Genomic DNA, 19,021 nt, shown 5'->3' on the forward strand with positions numbered 1-19,021 from the left:
GAGCGCGACTTGTATCTGACGAAGAAAGACACTCTCCTGCGTCAAAAAGCGAAGCTGGAGGAAAGTTTGGGAGATTTTGGGCAACAGGGAAAGAATCGGCTCGAACCCTTGCGGAGTTTCGTTTTGTCCTTGAAAGAAGCGGAAAAAGTGGCGCAAACAAAAAATTACGCCGAATGGCGCAACTTTTTCCGTTCTCTCGGCTCTAACCCTGAAATCAAGGACAAAACGCTTTCAATCAATTGGGGCGAACTCTGGGATTTCACGGCGAAAACAAAAGCGGATTTTGCCCTGCTCCGCGCGGCGTACTCGCCGCGCGGAGCAGTCAATTCCGACAAAGTTAATTCTGGTGCGCGGGAGAGGACTCGAACCTCCACGCCCTTTCGGGCACCAGCACCTCAAGCTGGCCTGGCTACCGATTACAGCACCCGCGCGTATTAAATTAAGCCGTCGGAACTTCTTCAGCAGCCGGTAATACTTCCTCTTTTGCCGTTTCCGGCGCGACAGCTTCGGCAAGCTCAATTTGTTTCATTTTGGTTTTTTTGCCTATACGGCCGCGCAGGTAATAAAGCTTGGCACGGCGAACCTTTGCTTGCGACAATACCTCAATCTTATCAACGGTCGGCGTGTAAAGTGGAAAAATTCTTTCAACCCCGACGCCACTTGAAATTTTTCTGACGGTGAAAGTACCCGACTTGTCGCGGCCGTGTTTAACAGCAATAACAAGGCCTTCAAACGCCTGCAAGCGTTCTTTGTCGCCCTCCTTGATCTTTTGCCAGACACGAATTTTCATTCCGGGTTTAATTTCGGGCATTCCAGCTTTCAATCCTTTTTTATCAAATTGTTTTATTTTGTCGGTCATATTCAATCGCTTATTATTCCATCATTTTTCTAATTTAGCAAGTACCTGCTCTAAATCATCCGGTAAATCCGCTTCAAGCGCCAGTTTTTTACCGGATGGTAAGCCGAAGCTTAAATAATGCGCATGAAGAAATTGGTGAGTTAATCCTTGGGGAATTTCTTTATTTTTTCCATAAATTTTGTCTCCGGCAACAGGCGTGCCCAATGAAGCCATATGAACCCTTATTTGATGCGTCCTTCCGGTTTTTGGTATTACTTCAACCAAAGAATAATTCCTGTATTTTTTAATAACTTTGTACTCGGTAACCGATAACTTGCCGCTGACTGTTTTTTCCAAGTTTTTCTCCGGCCTTACTACCATTCTTTTCCTAAAATCTTTAACAGACCGTGCCAGTTCCGAAACAATTTCTCCTTTTTCATTTTTAAGATGGCCGCAAACCAGGGCAAAATATTTTTTAATAACTTTCCCCTCCCCCGCCCGAACGACCGAAGTCATTCGGTCTGGCGGGTGCCATTCTTTTTTTAAAAATTCAAATGCTTTTTGGTTTTTGGCTATAACCAAAAGTCCGGAAGTATCTTTATCAAGCCGGTGAACAATGCCGGGCCGCAAGTTCTCTTGTCCTGCCGTTCGAGGCCCTGATGGGCCCTCAGGCCCTAGAAGGGAGCTTGTCGAGGGGTCGCCGACATTTTTTATTTCCGGATAGCGCGCAATTAAAGCATTGGCGATTGTTCTGCTTGGCTCGTTTATGGAAGGATGGACCGAGATTCCCGCTTGTTTGTTCAAAACCACAACATCGTTGTCTTCATAAACAATAATAAGCGGAATATTAAAATCCGGTTTTAATTTTAGTTGACTAGTCATAACGTTTAAACCAAACCGTCTCAATTTAGTCGGGCTTGTATTGTTTAATATATTTATTTTCTTCAATCTGTTCATATCCCATTTTTTTAGCTAATGTCGTGGTCAAACCTTCGTATTGTCTATCTGAATTTTGACTCCTGGAGTTATCAACAATTTCGCTTCGTAAACCACTGGCAGAAATTTTATCAGAATATTTTTTCATAATATTTTTAATAATTCCCCCTCTCATTAATAGCATTGCGCTTCCATACCCCAATCCTTCGTAATCTTTATTGGTTTCGAATTCTCCCTTTACAGTGTTTTTTTCGAAATTGAACATTAATCTTGTCATAGAAATTTCACCTTCGTTGAATAGGCTTGTATTTCCGATATTTGCTGGTGGAACTTCTTGGAATAAACCGACCCTAATCCATATATTTCCGGATTTTCTTGGATAAATTTCATACAATAAAGTAAATATTTTTCCATCAATTTCCAGCGATTCTTCGAAGCGTAGCTGTTCCTGTAATGTAGATTGTAAAAGTCTATATGCGTGCTCCAATATTTTTCTGGTTGATTCTTTAGAAATTTCTCCCTCTATCTCGAAATAACTTAAAATAAGTTTTAATTCTTCAGAATCTATAGTTTCTAATTTATGTAAACTATTCTTTGGCTCTTGCTCCATAATATATGTTAAAATATTTATTTTCTAAAATGTGGGCGCAGAAGGGATCGAACCTTCGATCTTTACAATGTCAATGTAACGCTTTACCACTAAGCTATGCGCCCTTATTAAATTATCAACTTAGTGGTGTTTTTTGATTGAAGTTCGAACATTTTTTGACGAAAATCCGAATTCCGAATTTTAAAATCCACTCGCTCGGGCGGGCAAAAAGGAAGAGGGTTGGGGGGGAAGGAATTTTTGCCCGCCCTCGCTTTCCGATTCCGATTTTCCCGCCGCCGAATTTCGTGCCAGTAAAACTGGCGCGCCGCTTACATTTAAAGATTATAATTCTTTTCCCTCGGCTTCAACTTCTTTCTTAAATTTTACCTTATCCAAATTTTCCAGTTGCTTTTCCGTTAATCTTACATCAACAATTTTTCCGATACCAACTTTTAGCCCGGTGGCATTTAATAATCTAATCAAGGCCAATTGGTTCATAAGCTGATTTCGCATTTTCTCGTCTTGATTCAAAAAATCTGGGTTTTCTTCCAGCGCACTCATAGCTTCTTCCATTACTTGTTTATTTTCACCCTTAACAACGCTACCGAGTTTAAATGTCCATTTGCCGTCTTGTTGATGAAATAAAACATTTTCCTGACCAACTAAATCAATAAATTTGCCCGATGCTTCAAAATATTCCTTGAATCTCAATAAAAATTCTCTCGCACAATCTGCAAATTCTTTATCTTTATCCGCTAGCTCAAAAATTGGTTTCAGCTTTTCGTTAAATTTCAAAAAATCTTTTTCATCAAATTCACCACCGCCTAAAAGTGCCCTATTCATTTTGTCATAGACTTCTCTATTTTCCTCAATAGATGGGTCTCGCTCGGTATAGCCAGCACTAAAATCTTTTTTATTCGGGTCTTTAAAAATATCACTCGCTTCCTGTATTGAAATTACACCCTCAATATTTTGCGAAATACCGTTCTGCTCAACACTTATTTTTTGCACCATTACTTTTTCACGCAAGCAATGTTCTTGTCCGAAATGTTTGTATAATTGTTCATTTTTACCATTTTCACCTTCTACGTATTCATCTGCCATTTTTCTTATTTCAGGGGGCAACTCAGCTTGTCCAATACTGCTCGCTTTTTCTAAAGCACTTCTATTTAACTTTATAACAAAAGCTGGATTTTGGGGATAAATAAAAACATCATGAGTGCCACCATGTCCGACTCTTTGCAACTGATTAAAATCAATAAATCCTTCTTTGTTTGGCAATTCACTTATAAAGGATTGAATTTTTATATCTTCACTTTCTATGCCGAACTGCTCTCTAATCTCCTCAATCTTATTTTCGTCATCAATTTTTCTTTGGATAGCTTCTATTCGCTTGGTGTTATCAACGCCCTCTTCTTGTGGCGGTTGACTTGAAACTATTTCAGCTTGTGGTATTTCCGCGGCTTTCTTCTCTTCTTCCGGATTTTTTGGTTGCCTAAATTTTACTTCAAAATTTTCCATAAAATTATTTCATTAAATCATCAATTGAAACACCTAGCCCTTTAGCAATTTTCGCCATAGTTTCAATTTGTGGGCGCATCTGGATTTGAACCAGAGACCTTCTCAATGTCAATGAGACGCTCTAACCGGGCTGAGCTATGCGCCCTTATTAAATTATCAACTTAGTGGGCGCACTAGGATTCGAACCTAGAACCGGTCGTGTATAAGACGACTGCTCTGCCATTGAGCTATACGCCCGTTCAATCTATCATAATTTACAACAAAAATCCCGCTTTGGCAACGGGATTTTTGTTATTCCGATTTTTAAATAAAAAATGATAAATAAATTATTTTCCGAAGCTTATGAAAGCGTTTTAGCATGGTTTCACCCCGCAGTTGCGGGGTGAATAAAACGCTTTCATCGGACAGCGAGGTCGCCGCTGGGCGAATGAGCGCGCGAGAAAAATGATTTATTTATTATTTTAGCGCGCGAAGAAAAATGTGGCGAGAATTCCAATTACGCCCCAACCATAATCGCTTCAAACTCATCCCGTTCAATCGTTTCTTTTTCTATCAGCCGCATGGCAATTTCTTTAAGTTTTTTCCTTCTTTGGGAAATGATTTTCTTTGCCGTGTCATAAGCAATAGAAAGAAAACTCGTAATTTCTCTGTCAATAAGCTGGGCTACCGATTCTGAATAGTTTTTTTCTGATCCGAGTCCTCTGCCTAGAAACACCATTTCGTTTTCTTCGCCCAAAGAAATTGGGCCTAGTTTTTCCGACATCCCAAATTCGGTAACCAACTTTCTCGCCAGGTCGGTTGCTTTTTTAAGATCACTCGCGGCACCGGTAGTAAGTTCTTTGAAAACAATTTTTTCGGCCGCATAGCCCCCCATCAAAACGGCAAGATCGGCCAAAAATTGGCCTTTGGAATGAAGATGGCGGTCTTCAATCGGGAGCTTTAAAGTATAGCCGGCGGCACTGCCACGGGAAACAATCGAAATTTTATGAACCGGGTCGGCATTGGGCAAAACGCCGGCAACCAACGCATGGCCCGCTTCGTGATAAGAAGCAATTTCTTTTTCTTTTTCTGAAAGAATGTGGCTTTTGCGTTCCGGCCCTAAAAGAACTTTTTCAATGGCATAGTAAAAAGTTTCTTGCTCAACGATTTTTTTGTTCTGGCGGGCGGTTAAAATCGCCGCCTCGTTTATGACGTTAGCCAAATCGGCGCCGGAAAAACCCGGAGTTCTTTCGGCAACCCTTCTCAAGTTAACTTCCGGAGCCATGGGCTTATCAAGCGCGTGGATTTTTAAAATCGCCTCGCGATCGTTTATATCCGGAATATCAATCATGATTCGGCGGTCAAACCGTCCGGGGCGAAGCAACGCTGGATCCAAAATGTCGGGACGGTTTGTAGCCGCCACAATAATAACGTTGGTCTCACGGTCAAACCCGTCCATTTCAACTAGAATTTGATTGAGCGTTTGCTCTCTTTCATCATGACCGCCGCCAAGGCCCGCGCCTCTTTGCCTGCCAACCGCGTCAATTTCGTCAATAAAAATGATAGAAGGTGCGAATTTTTTTGCCATATTGAATAAATCTCTAACTCTTGAAGCGCCAACCCCGACAAACATTTCCACAAACTCGGAACCGGAAATGTAGAAAAAAGGCACGTTGGCTTCGCCGGCAACAGCTCGAGCTAAGAGGGTTTTGCCGGTGCCCGGCGCGCCTACAAGAAGAGCGCCTCTTGGAATTCTGGCGCCAATATCTAAAAATTTTTTTGGATTTTTCAAAAAATCAACAATTTCAACGAGTTCTTCCTTGGCTTCGTTCGCTCCGGCAACATCGGAAAACATAACTTTTTTGCGTCCATCAAACGGCCCGGAAAGTTTGGCTTGCGATTTGCCAAATGAAAATGCACCCATATTGGCGCGACCGGCCTGCCGCATCATGTACCATATTAAAAATCCGACGAAGATAAACGGCAAAATAATGGGAAGAACCGTGCCGGCCCAAAAACTAAAACCAACGCTTTGTTCAACTTGAATATTTACATTTTTTAACTTAGCGCCGTCAACGCCATAGTTTTTCAGGGTTTCGGAGAGCGAACTTTCAATTTCTTTTTTGGCAAAAAATTTATCGTTGTTTTTAGAAGTTATTTCCAAATCATCGTTTTTAACGACAATTTTCGAGATTTCTTCGTTATTTATTTTACTAACCAGCTCGGAAAGAGCAATCACGTTCGGCTTTTCAAAAGCCGAATTAAGATAAGCAAAAATAAACGCGATCAAAAATAACGCGCCCAAGACAATAAGAATCTGATTGATAAACTTTTTATAATTGAATTTAATTATTTTCATAATCGGTTTTTGGTTATATTATCATAAAATTCAGAAATAGGCAATTTAATACCCCGTCCCGCAGCCCCGACGTTGTAGTCGGGGCTCCGACCATAATGCGTCGGAGCTGCGGGACGGGGTTATCCTAGAATCTTACAAATCTCTAATTTCTTGGCCATTATAACCGCCTAAAACTCGAATACATTGGTTATGATCTCTAATTTTCCTCATCAGCCCTTGAAAAGCTGAAAGAGTGGCATGGGTAACAATTACCTGCCACGGATTTATCTTGTATACCCATTCAGACAGCTCTTTTCCGGAAGCATGCGACGAGAGATGAAATCTCTCCACATCGCAATGTCTGGGAATTTGCTGACGGTTTACTTGGAACTGATGGCCGCGCTCAAGCTCTAAGAGCCGCCGGCCGCCGGTGCCCTCTACTTGATAACCCGGCAAAAGCACCGCGCTTTTATGGTCTGTCAGAATGTGGGGCAGATAAAACATCGCGAGTCCGCCCTCAAGCATTCCATGGGAAGAAACGATTACCGCCGGACCGCTTTTAAGAAGTTCTTGGCGGTAAGCGTAGGCCTCTTCCTGCTCTTCGGGAACGGCAATCAAATTTCTGGGAAAAGCTAAGCCATTATCATTAGGACTCCATTCATTAGAGTCGTTGATGATACCGGCCGCCGTTCTAATCATCCCATCAATATGAACCGGAACATCAATTCCGGCCTTGGCTAAGCCATTGGCCAAAATAATGCCTATGTTCGGTCCAGTGATGGAAAAAGACGGGACCAAAACCTTTCCACCCCGGCCTAGAATCCCGATAACCCGATTAACAAACCGTTGTTCCTCATGTTCACGGTCCGGCAAATTCCGGTCGCCGTAAGTTCCCTCCGTGATTAAAACCTCCGGAGAAAAAATATCATTGATAACTTCAGCCCCCTTAATGGTCGGCTGGTCGTGAAAACTAATGTCTCCCGAATGAGTTATCCTAAAACCGCTTGGGGAAACGATATCGATGCTCGCCGCTCCATTAATGTGGCCGGATGACCGAAATCTCATTTTCCAGCCCGGCCAAGGCGAAAACCATTCCGGCTTATGGACTAACTTAAATCTTTTGGGACTCACCGCCTTACTTATATCGGAAGCGGAGAAATATATATCAACTTTTTCTCCTCTATCCAGTTTACGAGTTACGACTTTGTAAGAATCCCACAAAAGCATGCGGGTAAAGCGCCAAGTAACTTTGGTGCTGTAAACAGGCGTATCGGGATGCGCGTTCGTAAAAAGAGGCAGCATTCCGATGTGGTCAAGATGGCCGTGAGTTAAAAGCAACGCATCAACATGGCCTTCCACTATCGGCGGAGGCAAAATCTTTCCGCCTCTTTGCACTGCTCCGCAGTCAATAACAATCCTTTTGTTGTCAAGTTCAATTAAGTAATGAGACCCCGAGATGGGGACTCCGCCACTGAGCGCAGTAAACCTCACCTTTCCCTCCTTTTGGGCTTTTCTTAAGTTTTTTATTTATTTTAAAACTGATATAAAAGAGCTGATAAATATCATTTATCCCAGGAATGTTGGAAACCGAGCTTCCAACATGATAGATAACATTTATCAGGTCTTTTTAAAAATTTTCCCGCCTTTGGCGGGATCAGCCTCGGGCTGAAAAAATTTGGGGCGGCGAGACCGAGTGTCTCGCCGCCCCGCCGCCCCCGCCAATTGCGAAGGGTTATTACTTCTTGCCGCGAGCGCGGTCGCGCTTCCAGTCGGAACTCTTATGAGTTCCGAACTCAGCGCCGAAGGTGCGCCGGTTCGCGGCGCCGCCTTCCAGCGAGCGCGCCTGGCTGACGCGCCCGGCGCTCTCCGCCTCACGCTTGACCACGAGGCGAAGCCCCGCGACCGTATAGAACGTGAGAACTGCCCGCCGCTCCACCCAGTCAGGGTGGTCTTGCGGCAGATCCTTGCGGGCCCGGAAGTCCTCGAGGGCCTCCGAGCGGCACGTGCCGCAGCAGCGAATGCCGTAGGCGAGCGTCTTGCCCGCCTCCTCGATCTTGACCACTCCCGGAGGGATTTCTCCCGGAGGGATTTCCCACGGGAAGTTCTCCGCGTCGGCGCGGAGAAGCTCGCCGGCGACGATGTCGCCGCCGTCGCCCTTGCCGTGCTGACGGCGGTGAAGCTTGCCATCGTCTCCCCGCTCGAGGAGGAAACGCTGGGTCAGCTCCACCGGCTCGTTGTAACCGCGATGCCGCGGAGTGGCGCACGGCATCTTCTTGCCGGCCACGAGCGGATCGGGATCCGGCTGCTCGGCGACCAGCTCCGCGATCGCCGCCTTCTCCGCGGCCAGCTCGGAAAGATAGTGCCTGAACATGGACCGGGTGATCTCCACCCCGTCCTTGGCCTCGGCAGCAAACCGCTGCCGAATCCCACGGACCGTCGCCTGGCCCTTGTAGAGCCCGGCGTCCCAGTCCGCCTGCATCTCGCTGTCGAAGAGCAGCCGGTCGTCGTTGGCCGGCCTGCTGCTGCCGTCCTTCTCGGCCTTCTCGCGCTTGCCGCGCGAGATGATCTCGGCCGTCGCAGCCTCGATCTCAGCCACGGTCACGTCGGCCGGCATCCGCGGCTTGACCACCTCCGAGGCGGCCCACACCGCGAAACCGAGCGACCACCCCTGCTTCTCGGCGATACGCTTGAGCGCCTCGATGACGCCCTGCTGGCTGAACCGCTTCTTGTCATCCGCTGCTACAACTATCTTCCTGGGCTTGGCCATGATTGGCCTCCGTTGTCCCGCCAAAGGCAGGGACTTTTGTATTGGTTGTCGCTCTTGAGGGCCGTTATTGGCCTCTTGAGCTTAAACCCTGTTTAGGAACTATTAACCACATTATATCAAATATACAGAATATGTCAAGTACCTACTTATGCCGGCAGGTAGGCTTGACAATATAGCTAAAAAGGCGTACTATAAAAACAATCCGAGCACCTGCTTTCGCTCGTCGTCGGCGGATCGTGTTTCGCCGAAGCCGAGCTTCAGCGAGGCGAAGGCGGGGAAGATTCTTTGACAACAATAATAAACAAGGAAGAGGCGATGGAAACACTGCCTAAAACGATGTCTTGTTTCGGAGTGATTATAGAACATAATCAAAGCCCGCCAAGAATTTATCTGGTCCATAATACCGCAGACCCTTTGGGGCCGAATGGCGAGGAAGGCAAGCCGACTGGCTGGGGACTTCCCGGCGGCGGCAGTTTGGATGGCGAAAGCCCTGATGAAACTGTTCGCCGAGAAGTGCTTGGCGAAGCCGGATTGGTTACCGAAATTGCGACACGAGGAAAAAATTCCGAATTCGGCGAAATCCTTTTTGAAGATAAACCGCTCATCAATAACAAAGTTTACATTTTTCATCTTAAAAGGATTGGCGAGGGATTTAGAAATATTGAGGAAACCGGCGAAACCGGAAGGGTTATGCTGGCAGATTTGGGAAGCATTCTAAAAATGCCCTTGGCTATTAAGAACATCCGTCATGAAGACGGAACAACGGAACAAATCAAAAACCCGGAAGGGATTTATTTTTCCGTCAGAGAAAGAATTTTCGGGGTACTGGATTATCTGGGTTATGATTTTTATAATCTCATTCCCGATCTTGATAAACTAATCAGTGAAATCAGCCGAAAGGAAGTCGGTAATTACATTTACAACTTGCTTGCCGAGGTGATTGCAAAAAAGAATGAACTTTACGAGCGCCGGGCGCGGCGTCTGCGACCTGACGACGACGAGCTTTTGGAAAGATACAGCGAGTGGGCCGTAAGGCAGGAGGGATGACAATGGGAGAGCAAAAGTTCGTCAGAATGTTTGGCCGACCCGAAATCCACATTACCGCCTGCGCTGTTACCAGAGATCGGGATTTCAACAATGTTATTAGCGACATTATTATTGAGACCAACCAGTTTTGGGACAGATATCCTCCTCATCATGAAAGAGCGTTGCTTAAAATGTATCAACAGAACCCGGGAAAGAACCTGATTTGTAACGATAGTACTCAAACCCTAAGAATCCCGATGTTGTTTTTGGGCAATAATTCCAACGATGGCTGGGGAGAATTGCAATTCCTTATTAAAGCGCCGAGATTGGTGAGACTAGCCCGTCACCGCTGTTTTGATACCAGGGTCAATCAATGGGTTCCAGAAACTAAACTGATCCAGCCAAAAACCAATATGGAAACCCACGCTTATCTGGCCCTGCGGTTTTACCACAATAGTTATCTGCCGCCGAAGATGCCGAAAACGCGGCGATGGTACTTTGAGCCGGTATATGTGTCAATAAGAAATTCGGATTTTTACAAAATTGATGTTTTGTGGGAAAAGGAAAAAATCAAGATTACGGTAACCGTATTAGACAAAAATTCGCCCGAAATTCCGAAACATTTGAGGTAAATAAATTCGCCCCGTCTGCAATTTGCAGGACGGGGTATTTTTAAACTTTTTCTTCTTTCCCGCCCGTCATTGCCTGCGCCTGCCCGCCAGTCGCTGATGCTCCAGGCATCTGCAGGCGGGGCTCAGACTGCTCACGGACAGGCAAAAGACCCAAACTCATCCGGTGTTCATCGGGAATAAAAGTTAAAACTTGAAATTTATATTTTTTGCCCGCTTCAAGCGCGGCTTTCATTTTATCGCCTGTGCCAAACTCCGAAATATGACAAAGTCCTTGCAAAGATTCGTTATCCGGACAAACCACCTCAACAAAAGCGCCAAATGGATTAAACTTTTTAACCAGACCTTCAACTGTTTTGCCTTTTTCAAAATGAGGAATGGCCACTTTCCAAGGATCGGGCTTTAACCGCTTTAAAGACAGAGAAATCCTGTCATTGGTGATGTCAATAATCTGGGCAGAAACATCATCACCGACTTTCACAAAATCAGCCGGATTTTCTATTAATTGCCAATCAAGTTCGGAAATGTGAATTAGCCCTTCGAGCTTGTCTTCACCAGCGGGCTTGCCCTCCGTAACCACGCTTTGCGGGGTGAAGGAGGACCATTTTATAAACGCGCCCCAATCAACAATGCCGGAAATCTCACCTTTGACAATATCGCCTATTTGATAATGGCCGATGGCCTCTTTAAAGTTTTCTTCTTCGGCCGCTTTTTCCGAAACAATCAGTTTGCCTTCTTTAGAATCAAAGTCTAAAACGCGCACCTTAAAGTCACAGCCTATGAATTTTAACAGCTCTTCTAATATCTTTGTTTTGTCTCCGCCCTCAACCCGCGGGTAATGTTCGTTTGAGAGCTGACTAACCGGAAGAAATCCGGCAACGCCGCTGATTTCAATCATCAGTCCGCCGCGATTGGCGTTAATTATTTTTGTGACAACTGCTTTATTTGTCTTTTTCAGTTCACGAATCAAATCCCATGATTTCTGACTTTGAGCTTCCGCGAGAGACAACTCTCTTAAACCGGCCTCATTTTCGACTTCCACAATTTTGGCAAAAACACTATCGCCGATTTTCAGGTTCTTTATTATGTTTTGGGCATTGGCAAATTCTATGCCGTAAACAATGCCAATACCGAAAATGCCAAGATCAATATATAAATTCTTGGCGGTTTTATTTAGCACTCTTCCTTCAATTACCTCGCCGGCCTTGGGCATGTTAAATGCTTTTGGCAGTTTGGCCAGAAGATTTTGCATATTTAAAATTCCTATTTGAGCTTCCATACCTCACCAAGGTTATCATAAAATATCTTCTTGTCAACTGTCATAAAATCTGATAACATTTTCTCATATGACAATTTCTTGGTATGGAGAGGCCTGCTTTTTACTTGAAAGCGGGGGCATAAGAATCTTAATCGAACCGCCGCAAAAAGAATCCGGAATTAATCCACCTCGCTTAAAAAGCGATGTTTTGGTTTATTCCCGCCCCAAAGGGGCGCCGCCGGAGGCGAGCCTCGCCAAGGGCGGGAGGCTCGCCTCATCAAATGAGGCGGCGAAACCTCGCGCCGAGAGAGTGGCTTTTTCCGACCCAGAATCAGGAGCGTTTATAATCGAATCGCCGGGCGAATACGAAGTTAAGGGCGCCAATATCCTAGGGATTGCCGACCCCGCAGCTGCGGGGCAAGCAAATATTATATATAGCATTGAAATGGACGAAATAAAAATCGCCCATCTCGGTTTTGCGAATAAAAAATTTAATAGTGAAAAATTAGCAGAGCTTGACGATCCGGACATTGTTCTCGCGCCTGTTGGCGGAGGCGACATTTTGGACGCCGAAGGAGCAATGAACGTTATAAACCAGCTGGAACCGAGCATTGCCATTCCAATGCTCTATGATATAAAGGGATTGAAAACCAAAAAAGCCCCTCTTTCCATGTTTCTTAAAGAAAGCGAGGCGAAAGAATCTCCCCAGCCAAAATTAATAATTAAGAAAAAGGACTTGGTCGAGGAAGAAACAAAAATTATAATTTTATCCCCCTACGGGGGATCTCCCGCAGGGAGAGAACAATCATAATGAAACGAATACTGGAAAACATCCAAACCAAACCTGGCGCCGTAAAACACGTAGTAATGTGGGTCGGAATTTTTTTAATAATGACCGCGATTTTTAGCTTTTGGCTTATGACTTTTTCCTGGCAAGTATCTCAAACTGCGGAAAATAACTCCGCTTCAGAACTTGAAAAAGAGCTGCCATCGGTTTTTAACAGTTTAAAATCACAGACCGGCCTTCTTTTTGAAACTATGAAAAACTTAGGCAAATAAAATGGTCCCCCCACCCTTTGCGGATTTTGCTCTAAGTTTAAAAATGGATAATGACTAAAAAAATAATCACAAACTCTAAAGAAACCCCTAAAAACGAAAGAGATTCGCAAAACTTAAACTTATCCGCAAAGGGTGGGGGAGAAACGGGCTACGTAAAACCGCGGGAAATCGTCCGCGAGATGGAAGATTCGTATCTTGAGTACGCGATGTCGGTTATTATTTCCCGCGCTCTTCCCGATGTCAGAGACGGACTAAAGCCGGTTCACCGCCGGATTCTTTATGCCATGCACGATCTGGGCCTGACCCATCAGGCAAAATTCCGCAAATCGGCTCTTGTTGTCGGCGAGGTTTTGGGTAAATATCATCCGCACGGCGATATTTCGGTTTACGACGCCTTAACCCGGTTGGCGCAGGACTTTTCTTTGCGTTACCCGCTGGTAAACGGACAAGGTAATTTCGGAAGCATTGACGCCGACGCGCCGGCGGCGATGCGTTACACGGAGGCGCGGCTTACTTCGCTCGCCGAGGAAATGCTAAAAGACATAGATAAAAACACTGTAGATTTTATTGATAATTATGACGCCACCCGCAAAGAGCCAAAAGTTCTTCCGGCCGCTGTTCCCCAGCTTCTTTTAAACGGCACCGTGGGTATAGCCGTAGGTATGGCTACAAATATTCCGCCCCATAATCTTGGGGAGATAATTGACGCTACTTGCCAACTTATTAAACATCCTAAAAGTTCGGTTGAAGACCTTTTGGAATTCGTAAAGGGTCCCGACTTTCCGACCGGCGGCATTATTTATTCCAAAAAAGATATTGCCGCCGCTTACGCCACCGGTAGGGGGCCTATTATCGCCCGCGGCGTAGCCGAAGCGGTTGAGGATAAAAAAGGCCGCGCTCAAATAATAATTACCGAAATTCCGTATCAGGTAAATAAATCAACCCTTCTTGAAAAAATTGCCGAGCTTGTCAGCGAGAAAAAAATTGACGGTATCCGCGACTTACGCGACGAATCGGACAGGGAGGGCATGAGAATTGTCATTGAGCTCAAAAGCGACGCCGCGCCGCAAAAGATTTTGAATAACCTCTACAAGCACACCGATCTTCAAAAAACTTTCCACTTAAACATGCTGGCTTTAGTTGACGAAATCCAACCGCAAGTTCTTTCGCTTAAGGCCGTTTTGGAATATTACCTAAAACACCGAGAAGAAGTGGTGGTGCGTCGCGTAAAATACGATTTGGTAAAAGCGCAAGAGCGAGCGCATATATTAGAGGGCTTAAAAAAAGCGCTTGATTCAATTGATGAAGTAATTAAGGTTATAAAGAAATCGCAAGACAGGAGCGAGGCCTTAAAAAATCTTATAAACAGGTTCAAACTCACGGAAATTCAGGGGAGCGCTATTTTGGAAATGAAACTTGCCACTCTAGCCAATCTTGAAAGAAAAAAGATTGAAGATGAACTTATTGAAAAGGTAAAATTGATTAAAGAATTGACCCTTATTTTAAAAAGCCGCGAAAAAATACTGGAAATAATTTATCAAGAGCTTCAGGCAATAAAAGAAAAATATAACGACCAGAGAAAAACGAAAGTTATGGCCTCGTCTCTGGGCGAATTCAGAGAAGAAGATTTGGTACCGCTTGAAGAAGCTGTCGTAGTCTTAACCGAATCCGGATACATTAAAAGAATGAATCCCTCTCTAGTCCGCTCACAGCATCGCGGCGGCAAGGGCATGACCGGAATGTCTACAAAAGAAGAGGACGCTGTCACCCACTTTGTTTCAGCAAAAACCCACGATAACGTTTTGTTCTTCACCAACACCGGCCGCGTTTTCCAAACTAAGGTCTGGGAAATTCCGGAGGCCAGCCGGCAATCGCGCGGCAAAGCCGCAGTAAACTTTTTGGCCTTGAGCGGCGATGAAAGAGTTAACGCGATTCTGACATACAACGAAAAACAGCTAAAGGAGAAGGGCACTGAAAAGTTCTTGGTGATGGCAACCAAGAGCGGACTAGTCAAAAAAACACCGATCGCCGACTTCGGTTCGGTTCGTCATTCCGGCCTCATTGCCATAAAACTTAAGAAGGGCGACTCTCTCAAGTGGGTAAAAGGCTCTTCGGGCGAAGACCAAATAATTTTTGTAACTATGCTCGGGCAAGCGATAAGATTTTCGGAAAAAGACGCGCGGCCATTGGGGCGGGCGACAGCCGGAATGCATGGCATCCGCCTGCATCAGGGCGACGAAGTTGTCAGCATGGATGTAATAACCGCCTCGGCCGCAAAAGACCAAAACACCAAATTCTTGGTGATTATGGAAAACGGTTTCGGCAAAAAAACATTCATTAAATTTTACAAAAAACAAAACCGGGGCGGTTCCGGCGTTAAAACCGCTAAAGTTACCCCTAAGACCGGAAAAATCGTTTCGGCGTTCATTATAGGACCAGACACTAAGGAAATGATTGCCATTTCAAAAAAAGGCGTAGTAATCCGCCTTGATCTTGAGTCAATTTCAACCGTTTCACGTGTAACCCAAGGCGTCCGTATAATGAGAGTTGAAGCGGGAGATAAAGTAGTTTCAGCAACGTTGTTGTAGCGACTTTACCATAGGAACTATTCTGCAGTGATCATATAGTGTATTTCAAAAGTTACAACTTAAGAACCGATCGGAAATTAAGTTGTTAAAAATTTAAATTATGTCAAAACCTATAAAAGTTAAAAAGACATTAAAATAATTGAGGGCCCTCGCATTGCGCGGGGGCCCTTATATTTATTTCACCTGAGTCGCTTCTGGCAGCAACCCAGATCCCCCATCCATCCGCACGACGTGCGGAGATGGGCGATCCTACTGCTGCTCGTCACCCTGGGAGGAGACTCCATGGTGATGAACGGCACCGGCTCGACTGCCGCCGGCTTCCGTGGAGGAAGAGCGACGAGCTTGACGCTCACCAGCCGGCGCGGCCTCTCCTTCCTGGGCAGTGCCCAAGAATGGTGGCCGTTCGAAACTGCGTCCGCGGCCACACCAGCGAAGGTTGCGCCGTGCGCAACCTCCTCGAGGATTTCGCGGCGCTCCTTGCCCTGACGGTTGTAACCGCAGAGCAACTTGAACGGATCGGAACTATCGAGATTAAGGATAGACCCACGACGCGTGATGCCGCGTGAGGCCTTACTCCCGATGAGTTTCGCATCTCCTCGCCGCCGCCGTCTCGTGTCCAGGCGGCGGTTGTTGCCGTCGTCGTAGGTGTTCCTGAACCGCCCAAATTGCATCTTCGCCTCCTCCTTCTTCTTTATTTAAAAAAACAGGGGGGGGTCGAACCGCCCCCCTCGGATCCTAGACGACGACGCGCTTCGCGCTCGACGCGTGGAGCTCGTCGAGCGCCGCCTGGGTGAGGTTCTTGCGGACCCACATGTGGGCTCCGCAGAAGAGCGGCCGCACGCCCGGACGGCGCGCCTTCGTCGCGCGCTCGCCGCCGTTGCCCCGCTTCTGACGGCGGGGGTTGTCGCAATCGGCGACGCGGCACGACGCCTTGAAATGCGCGAGCCACTCTTCGCGAGGTGGAATGACGGCCACGATTTCGTAGCCCATGGTCCTCTCTCCTTTTGCCCCGCAACTGCAGGGCTTGTAAGAGTTTCGTGAAAGAACGGTTAACTATGCTTAATTATTATAATCTATATTCAACAATTTGTCAATACCGCGCCCAATGTGCTAAAATAGGCAACATATATGACTAAAGAAAGTTTAAATATCCCAAAAGAAGTTAGAGAAACAATAAAGGCGCTAAATGACGCGGGGTTTGAGGCGTATGCCGTTGGCGGGTGCGTGCGCGATTTTATTTTGGGCCGGGAACCGAACGATTGGGATATAACCACCAACGCTAAACCGGATGAAATCCAGAAAATATTTAAAAACAGCGTTTACGAAAATGATTTTGGCACGGTAGCGATAAACACAGAAAGCCAAAACGAACGGCTTAAAATAATAGAAATTACCACTTACCGGATAGAAGAAAAATACACCGACAAAAGACACCCCGATGCCGTTAAATTCACGACAAAGCTTGAAGACGATTTGGCAAGGCGCGATTTTACCGTAAACGCCATCGCTTACGACGGAAAAAAATTTATTGATCCTTTCGGCGGACAAAAAGACATCGCCTCTAAAATTATCAGAACCGTTGGCAACCCGAAAGAAAGATTTAATGAAGATGCCTTGCGCCTGATGCGCGCCATCCGCTTCGCCGTCCAGCTGAATTTTAAAATTGATAAAAAAACCGTAGAAGGTATTGGGGAAAATTCCGGCGATATCGTGGCCATATCCAAAGAGCGCATCCGCGACGAAGTAATAAAAATCATAAAAACAGAAAACGCCATGGCCGGCATTGAGATGTTAAGCGAATTCGGGCTTTTGAAACACATCATGCCAGAAATGGAAGAAGGGATTAATGTGGGTCAAAACAAACATCATATTTATACCGTCTGGGAACATAATTTAAGAGCTTTAGATTGGGCAGCAAAAAATGATTATAAAATGGAAGTTAGAATGGCTTCCCTGCTTCACGATGTCGGAAAGCCCAGAGCCAAACAGGGAGACGGGCCCGATTCCACTTTTTATAATCATGAAGTAGTCGGCGCTAAAATGACCGCTCAAATTTTGGAACGGTTAAAGTTCCCTAAAAAATTCGTTGAAAAAGTAACGCTTTTGGTACGCTATCACTTATTTTACTATAATGTTGAAGAAGTCAGCGAAAGCTCGGTGCGCCGGCTGGTAAAAAACGTCGGTCCGGAAAACATGGACGATCTTTTGGAAGTAAGAATGGCCGATAGAAAAGGTTCGGGCGTCCCCAAAGCCGAGCCATATAAGTTGCGCCACCTCCGCGCTATTATTGAAAAAGTATCGCGCGACCCGATTTCTGTAAAAATGCTTAAAATCAACGGAAATGATTTAATGAAAGAGTTGAAAATGGAACCGGGGCCGCGCTTGGGCTATATACTAAATATCCTTCTTGACGAAGTTTTAGACAACCCGAATAAAAACACAAAGGAGCATCTTTTAGAGAACGCTAAAAAATTAAATAAAGAACCGCTTGAAAAACTGGAAAAATTATTTAAAATGGCTCAAGCTAAAACACAGGAAGCGGCGGAAGAAGAATTTAAGGGAATTAAGGAGAAATATTACGTAAAATGAAACATCAAGAAAAATTAGGAAGGCCGGTCATTGAAGACCCGGAAAATGGGAAGGATAAAGAATTGGGCCAGCCGGTAATTGAAGAGGAATTTGAAAAGGAGTCGGTTGAAGCAACACTTGCCGTGGTTAGAGAAGCGCTTGAGGAATTTTACAGCCGCCGGTCAAGTCGCGAAGATCAAACTGCTCTCTTTTTGCAAACCATGCGTGATCCGACGGAGCCCCTTACGATATCTGTGGAAGAAATAAAAAAAGAAGATGGCGACGTAACTATTCCGCTTGCCATATTAGAAGCGGTAAGAGGCGAGATACAGTACGAATACGATGCCTTGAACTCGTTTGAGCTTGACGCGGAAAACCGGAGCGAAAATGAAAAAATTGAAACGCTGCGCCGAGATGACTTTGAAAAAGAACTGCATTATCAGGAAGCCAGCGACGTTCTTTTTTCACATGCCGATTATGAAAGGCCGACCCACGACGATCTTTTGAAATACCTTAGCAAAATAAAAGGATATATTAGGAAACTTGCAAAAGAAGAAGAGGAAAAATATAAAGGCGCGGGAGAGAGCGAGAGCAAGAACAGGATTCTTCGTTCACGGCTTTTAACCGATGTCCCGGCAATCGAGAGGTATGAAACCGGACGGCATACAACCCGCGACTATCGGGAAATTATGGATGCAATCGATGCTAATCTTTTGGGTTATCGGGACCAAATAGGCGCCGCACTTCTTCAGTATGCGAACGATCCGCAAGAAATGTTTGTAAGCTATATAAAACAGAGTCTTAAAGAAACCAGAAGGCTAGAACTTATTCTTTCACAGCTTGAAGGCGAGCGAAACGAACGTGTCGCCAAAAAACAGCCATAATTTTATCGGGGCATAGTATACCGGCAGTACGCAGAAGAAAA

16 protein-coding genes and 4 tRNA genes are annotated in these 19,021 nt (G+C 45.4%); 7 read left to right on the forward strand and 13 right to left on the reverse strand.

What is annotated here, in order from left to right; genetic code table 11:
• Positions 1-344: 344 nt before the first annotated feature.
• From HYW79_00410 to HYW79_00460, 11 genes are all read right to left on the reverse strand, one after another.
• Positions 345-431, reverse strand: a tRNA-Leu gene (locus HYW79_00410).
• An 8-nt stretch (positions 432-439) separates the two neighbouring features.
• On the reverse strand, positions 440-859 hold the full coding sequence (gene rplS, locus HYW79_00415; GenBank protein ID MBI2635003.1) for a 50S ribosomal protein L19: 420 nt from the start codon (positions 857-859) through the stop codon (positions 440-442).
• A 21-nt stretch (positions 860-880) separates the two neighbouring features.
• Positions 881-1,720 carry an RluA family pseudouridine synthase gene (locus HYW79_00420; GenBank protein ID MBI2635004.1) on the reverse strand — a complete coding sequence of 280 codons (840 nt, stop codon included), beginning with the start codon at positions 1,718-1,720 and terminating at the stop codon, positions 881-883.
• 25 nt (positions 1,721-1,745) lie between these two features.
• Positions 1,746-2,384, reverse strand: coding sequence for a hypothetical protein (locus HYW79_00425; GenBank protein MBI2635005.1), 639 nt, complete (start codon positions 2,382-2,384; stop codon positions 1,746-1,748).
• A gap of 32 nt (positions 2,385-2,416) precedes the next feature.
• Positions 2,417-2,488: transfer RNA gene (locus HYW79_00430), tRNA-Val, on the reverse strand.
• Positions 2,489-2,705: 217 nt separating this feature from the next.
• Positions 2,706-3,884: a hypothetical protein gene (locus HYW79_00435; GenBank protein ID MBI2635006.1), complete on the reverse strand. Its 1,179-nt coding sequence runs from the start codon at positions 3,882-3,884 to the stop codon at positions 2,706-2,708.
• Positions 3,885-3,954: 70 nt separating this feature from the next.
• Positions 3,955-4,029 (reverse strand) — tRNA-Val (locus HYW79_00440).
• Positions 4,030-4,049: 20 nt separating this feature from the next.
• A tRNA-Ile gene (locus HYW79_00445) sits at positions 4,050-4,121 on the reverse strand.
• A 259-nt stretch (positions 4,122-4,380) separates the two neighbouring features.
• Positions 4,381-6,222, reverse strand: a complete 1,842-nt coding sequence (locus HYW79_00450) for an ATP-dependent metallopeptidase FtsH/Yme1/Tma family protein (protein ID MBI2635007.1) — start codon at positions 6,220-6,222, stop codon at positions 4,381-4,383.
• Positions 6,223-6,354: 132 nt separating this feature from the next.
• Positions 6,355-7,596: an MBL fold metallo-hydrolase gene (locus tag HYW79_00455; protein MBI2635008.1), complete on the reverse strand. Its 1,242-nt coding sequence runs from the start codon at positions 7,594-7,596 to the stop codon at positions 6,355-6,357.
• Between the two features lie 340 nt (positions 7,597-7,936).
• Positions 7,937-8,968, reverse strand: a complete 1,032-nt coding sequence (locus tag HYW79_00460) for a hypothetical protein (GenBank protein ID MBI2635009.1) — start codon at positions 8,966-8,968, stop codon at positions 7,937-7,939.
• A 285-nt stretch (positions 8,969-9,253) separates the two neighbouring features.
• Between HYW79_00460 and HYW79_00465 the strand changes: the two genes are divergently transcribed.
• Positions 9,254-10,015 carry an NUDIX domain-containing protein gene (locus tag HYW79_00465; protein ID MBI2635010.1) on the forward strand — a complete coding sequence of 254 codons (762 nt, stop codon included), beginning with the start codon at positions 9,254-9,256 and terminating at the stop codon, positions 10,013-10,015.
• Positions 10,016-10,017: 2 nt separating this feature from the next.
• Positions 10,018-10,626 carry a hypothetical protein gene (locus HYW79_00470; GenBank protein ID MBI2635011.1) on the forward strand — a complete coding sequence of 203 codons (609 nt, stop codon included), beginning with the start codon at positions 10,018-10,020 and terminating at the stop codon, positions 10,624-10,626.
• A 40-nt stretch (positions 10,627-10,666) separates the two neighbouring features.
• On the opposite strand, the gene HYW79_00475 is transcribed toward HYW79_00470, so the two are convergent.
• The gene (locus HYW79_00475) at positions 10,667-11,836 is read right to left on the reverse strand and encodes a 30S ribosomal protein S1 (GenBank protein MBI2635012.1); all 1,170 of its coding nucleotides are present in this window, start codon (positions 11,834-11,836) and stop codon (positions 10,667-10,669) included.
• Between the two features lie 133 nt (positions 11,837-11,969).
• On the opposite strand from HYW79_00475, the gene HYW79_00480 reads away from it, so the two are divergent.
• Genes HYW79_00480 through gyrA form a run of 3 tightly spaced genes read left to right on the forward strand, consistent with a single transcriptional unit; the run spans position 11,970 to position 15,528 of the window.
• Positions 11,970-12,692: an MBL fold metallo-hydrolase gene (locus HYW79_00480; protein ID MBI2635013.1), complete on the forward strand. Its 723-nt coding sequence runs from the start codon at positions 11,970-11,972 to the stop codon at positions 12,690-12,692.
• Positions 12,692-12,940: a hypothetical protein gene (locus tag HYW79_00485; GenBank protein ID MBI2635014.1), complete on the forward strand. Its 249-nt coding sequence runs from the start codon at positions 12,692-12,694 to the stop codon at positions 12,938-12,940. Before HYW79_00480 ends, HYW79_00485 begins: the two co-directional genes overlap by 1 nt.
• Positions 12,941-12,990: 50 nt before the next feature.
• Positions 12,991-15,528, forward strand: coding sequence for a DNA gyrase subunit A (gene gyrA / locus HYW79_00490; GenBank protein MBI2635015.1), 2,538 nt, complete (start codon positions 12,991-12,993; stop codon positions 15,526-15,528).
• A 735-nt stretch (positions 15,529-16,263) separates the two neighbouring features.
• On the opposite strand, the gene HYW79_00495 is transcribed toward gyrA, so the two are convergent.
• Positions 16,264-16,518: a hypothetical protein gene (locus HYW79_00495; protein ID MBI2635016.1), complete on the reverse strand. Its 255-nt coding sequence runs from the start codon at positions 16,516-16,518 to the stop codon at positions 16,264-16,266.
• Between the two features lie 138 nt (positions 16,519-16,656).
• Here HYW79_00495 and HYW79_00500 point away from each other — a divergent pair, with 138 nt between their 5' ends.
• The gene (locus HYW79_00500) at positions 16,657-18,117 is read left to right on the forward strand and encodes an HD domain-containing protein (protein ID MBI2635017.1); all 1,461 of its coding nucleotides are present in this window, start codon (positions 16,657-16,659) and stop codon (positions 18,115-18,117) included.
• Entirely contained in the window at positions 18,114-18,980 is an 867-nt protein-coding gene (locus HYW79_00505; protein ID MBI2635018.1) for a hypothetical protein, read from the forward strand. The genes HYW79_00500 and HYW79_00505 overlap by 4 nt, the downstream gene beginning before the upstream one ends.
• The last annotated feature ends 41 nt before the right edge of the window (positions 18,981-19,021 follow it).

Source organism: Parcubacteria group bacterium (genome assembly GCA_016186325.1).
GTDB lineage: Bacteria > Patescibacteriota > Minisyncoccia > UBA10092 > UBA10092 > JACPHB01.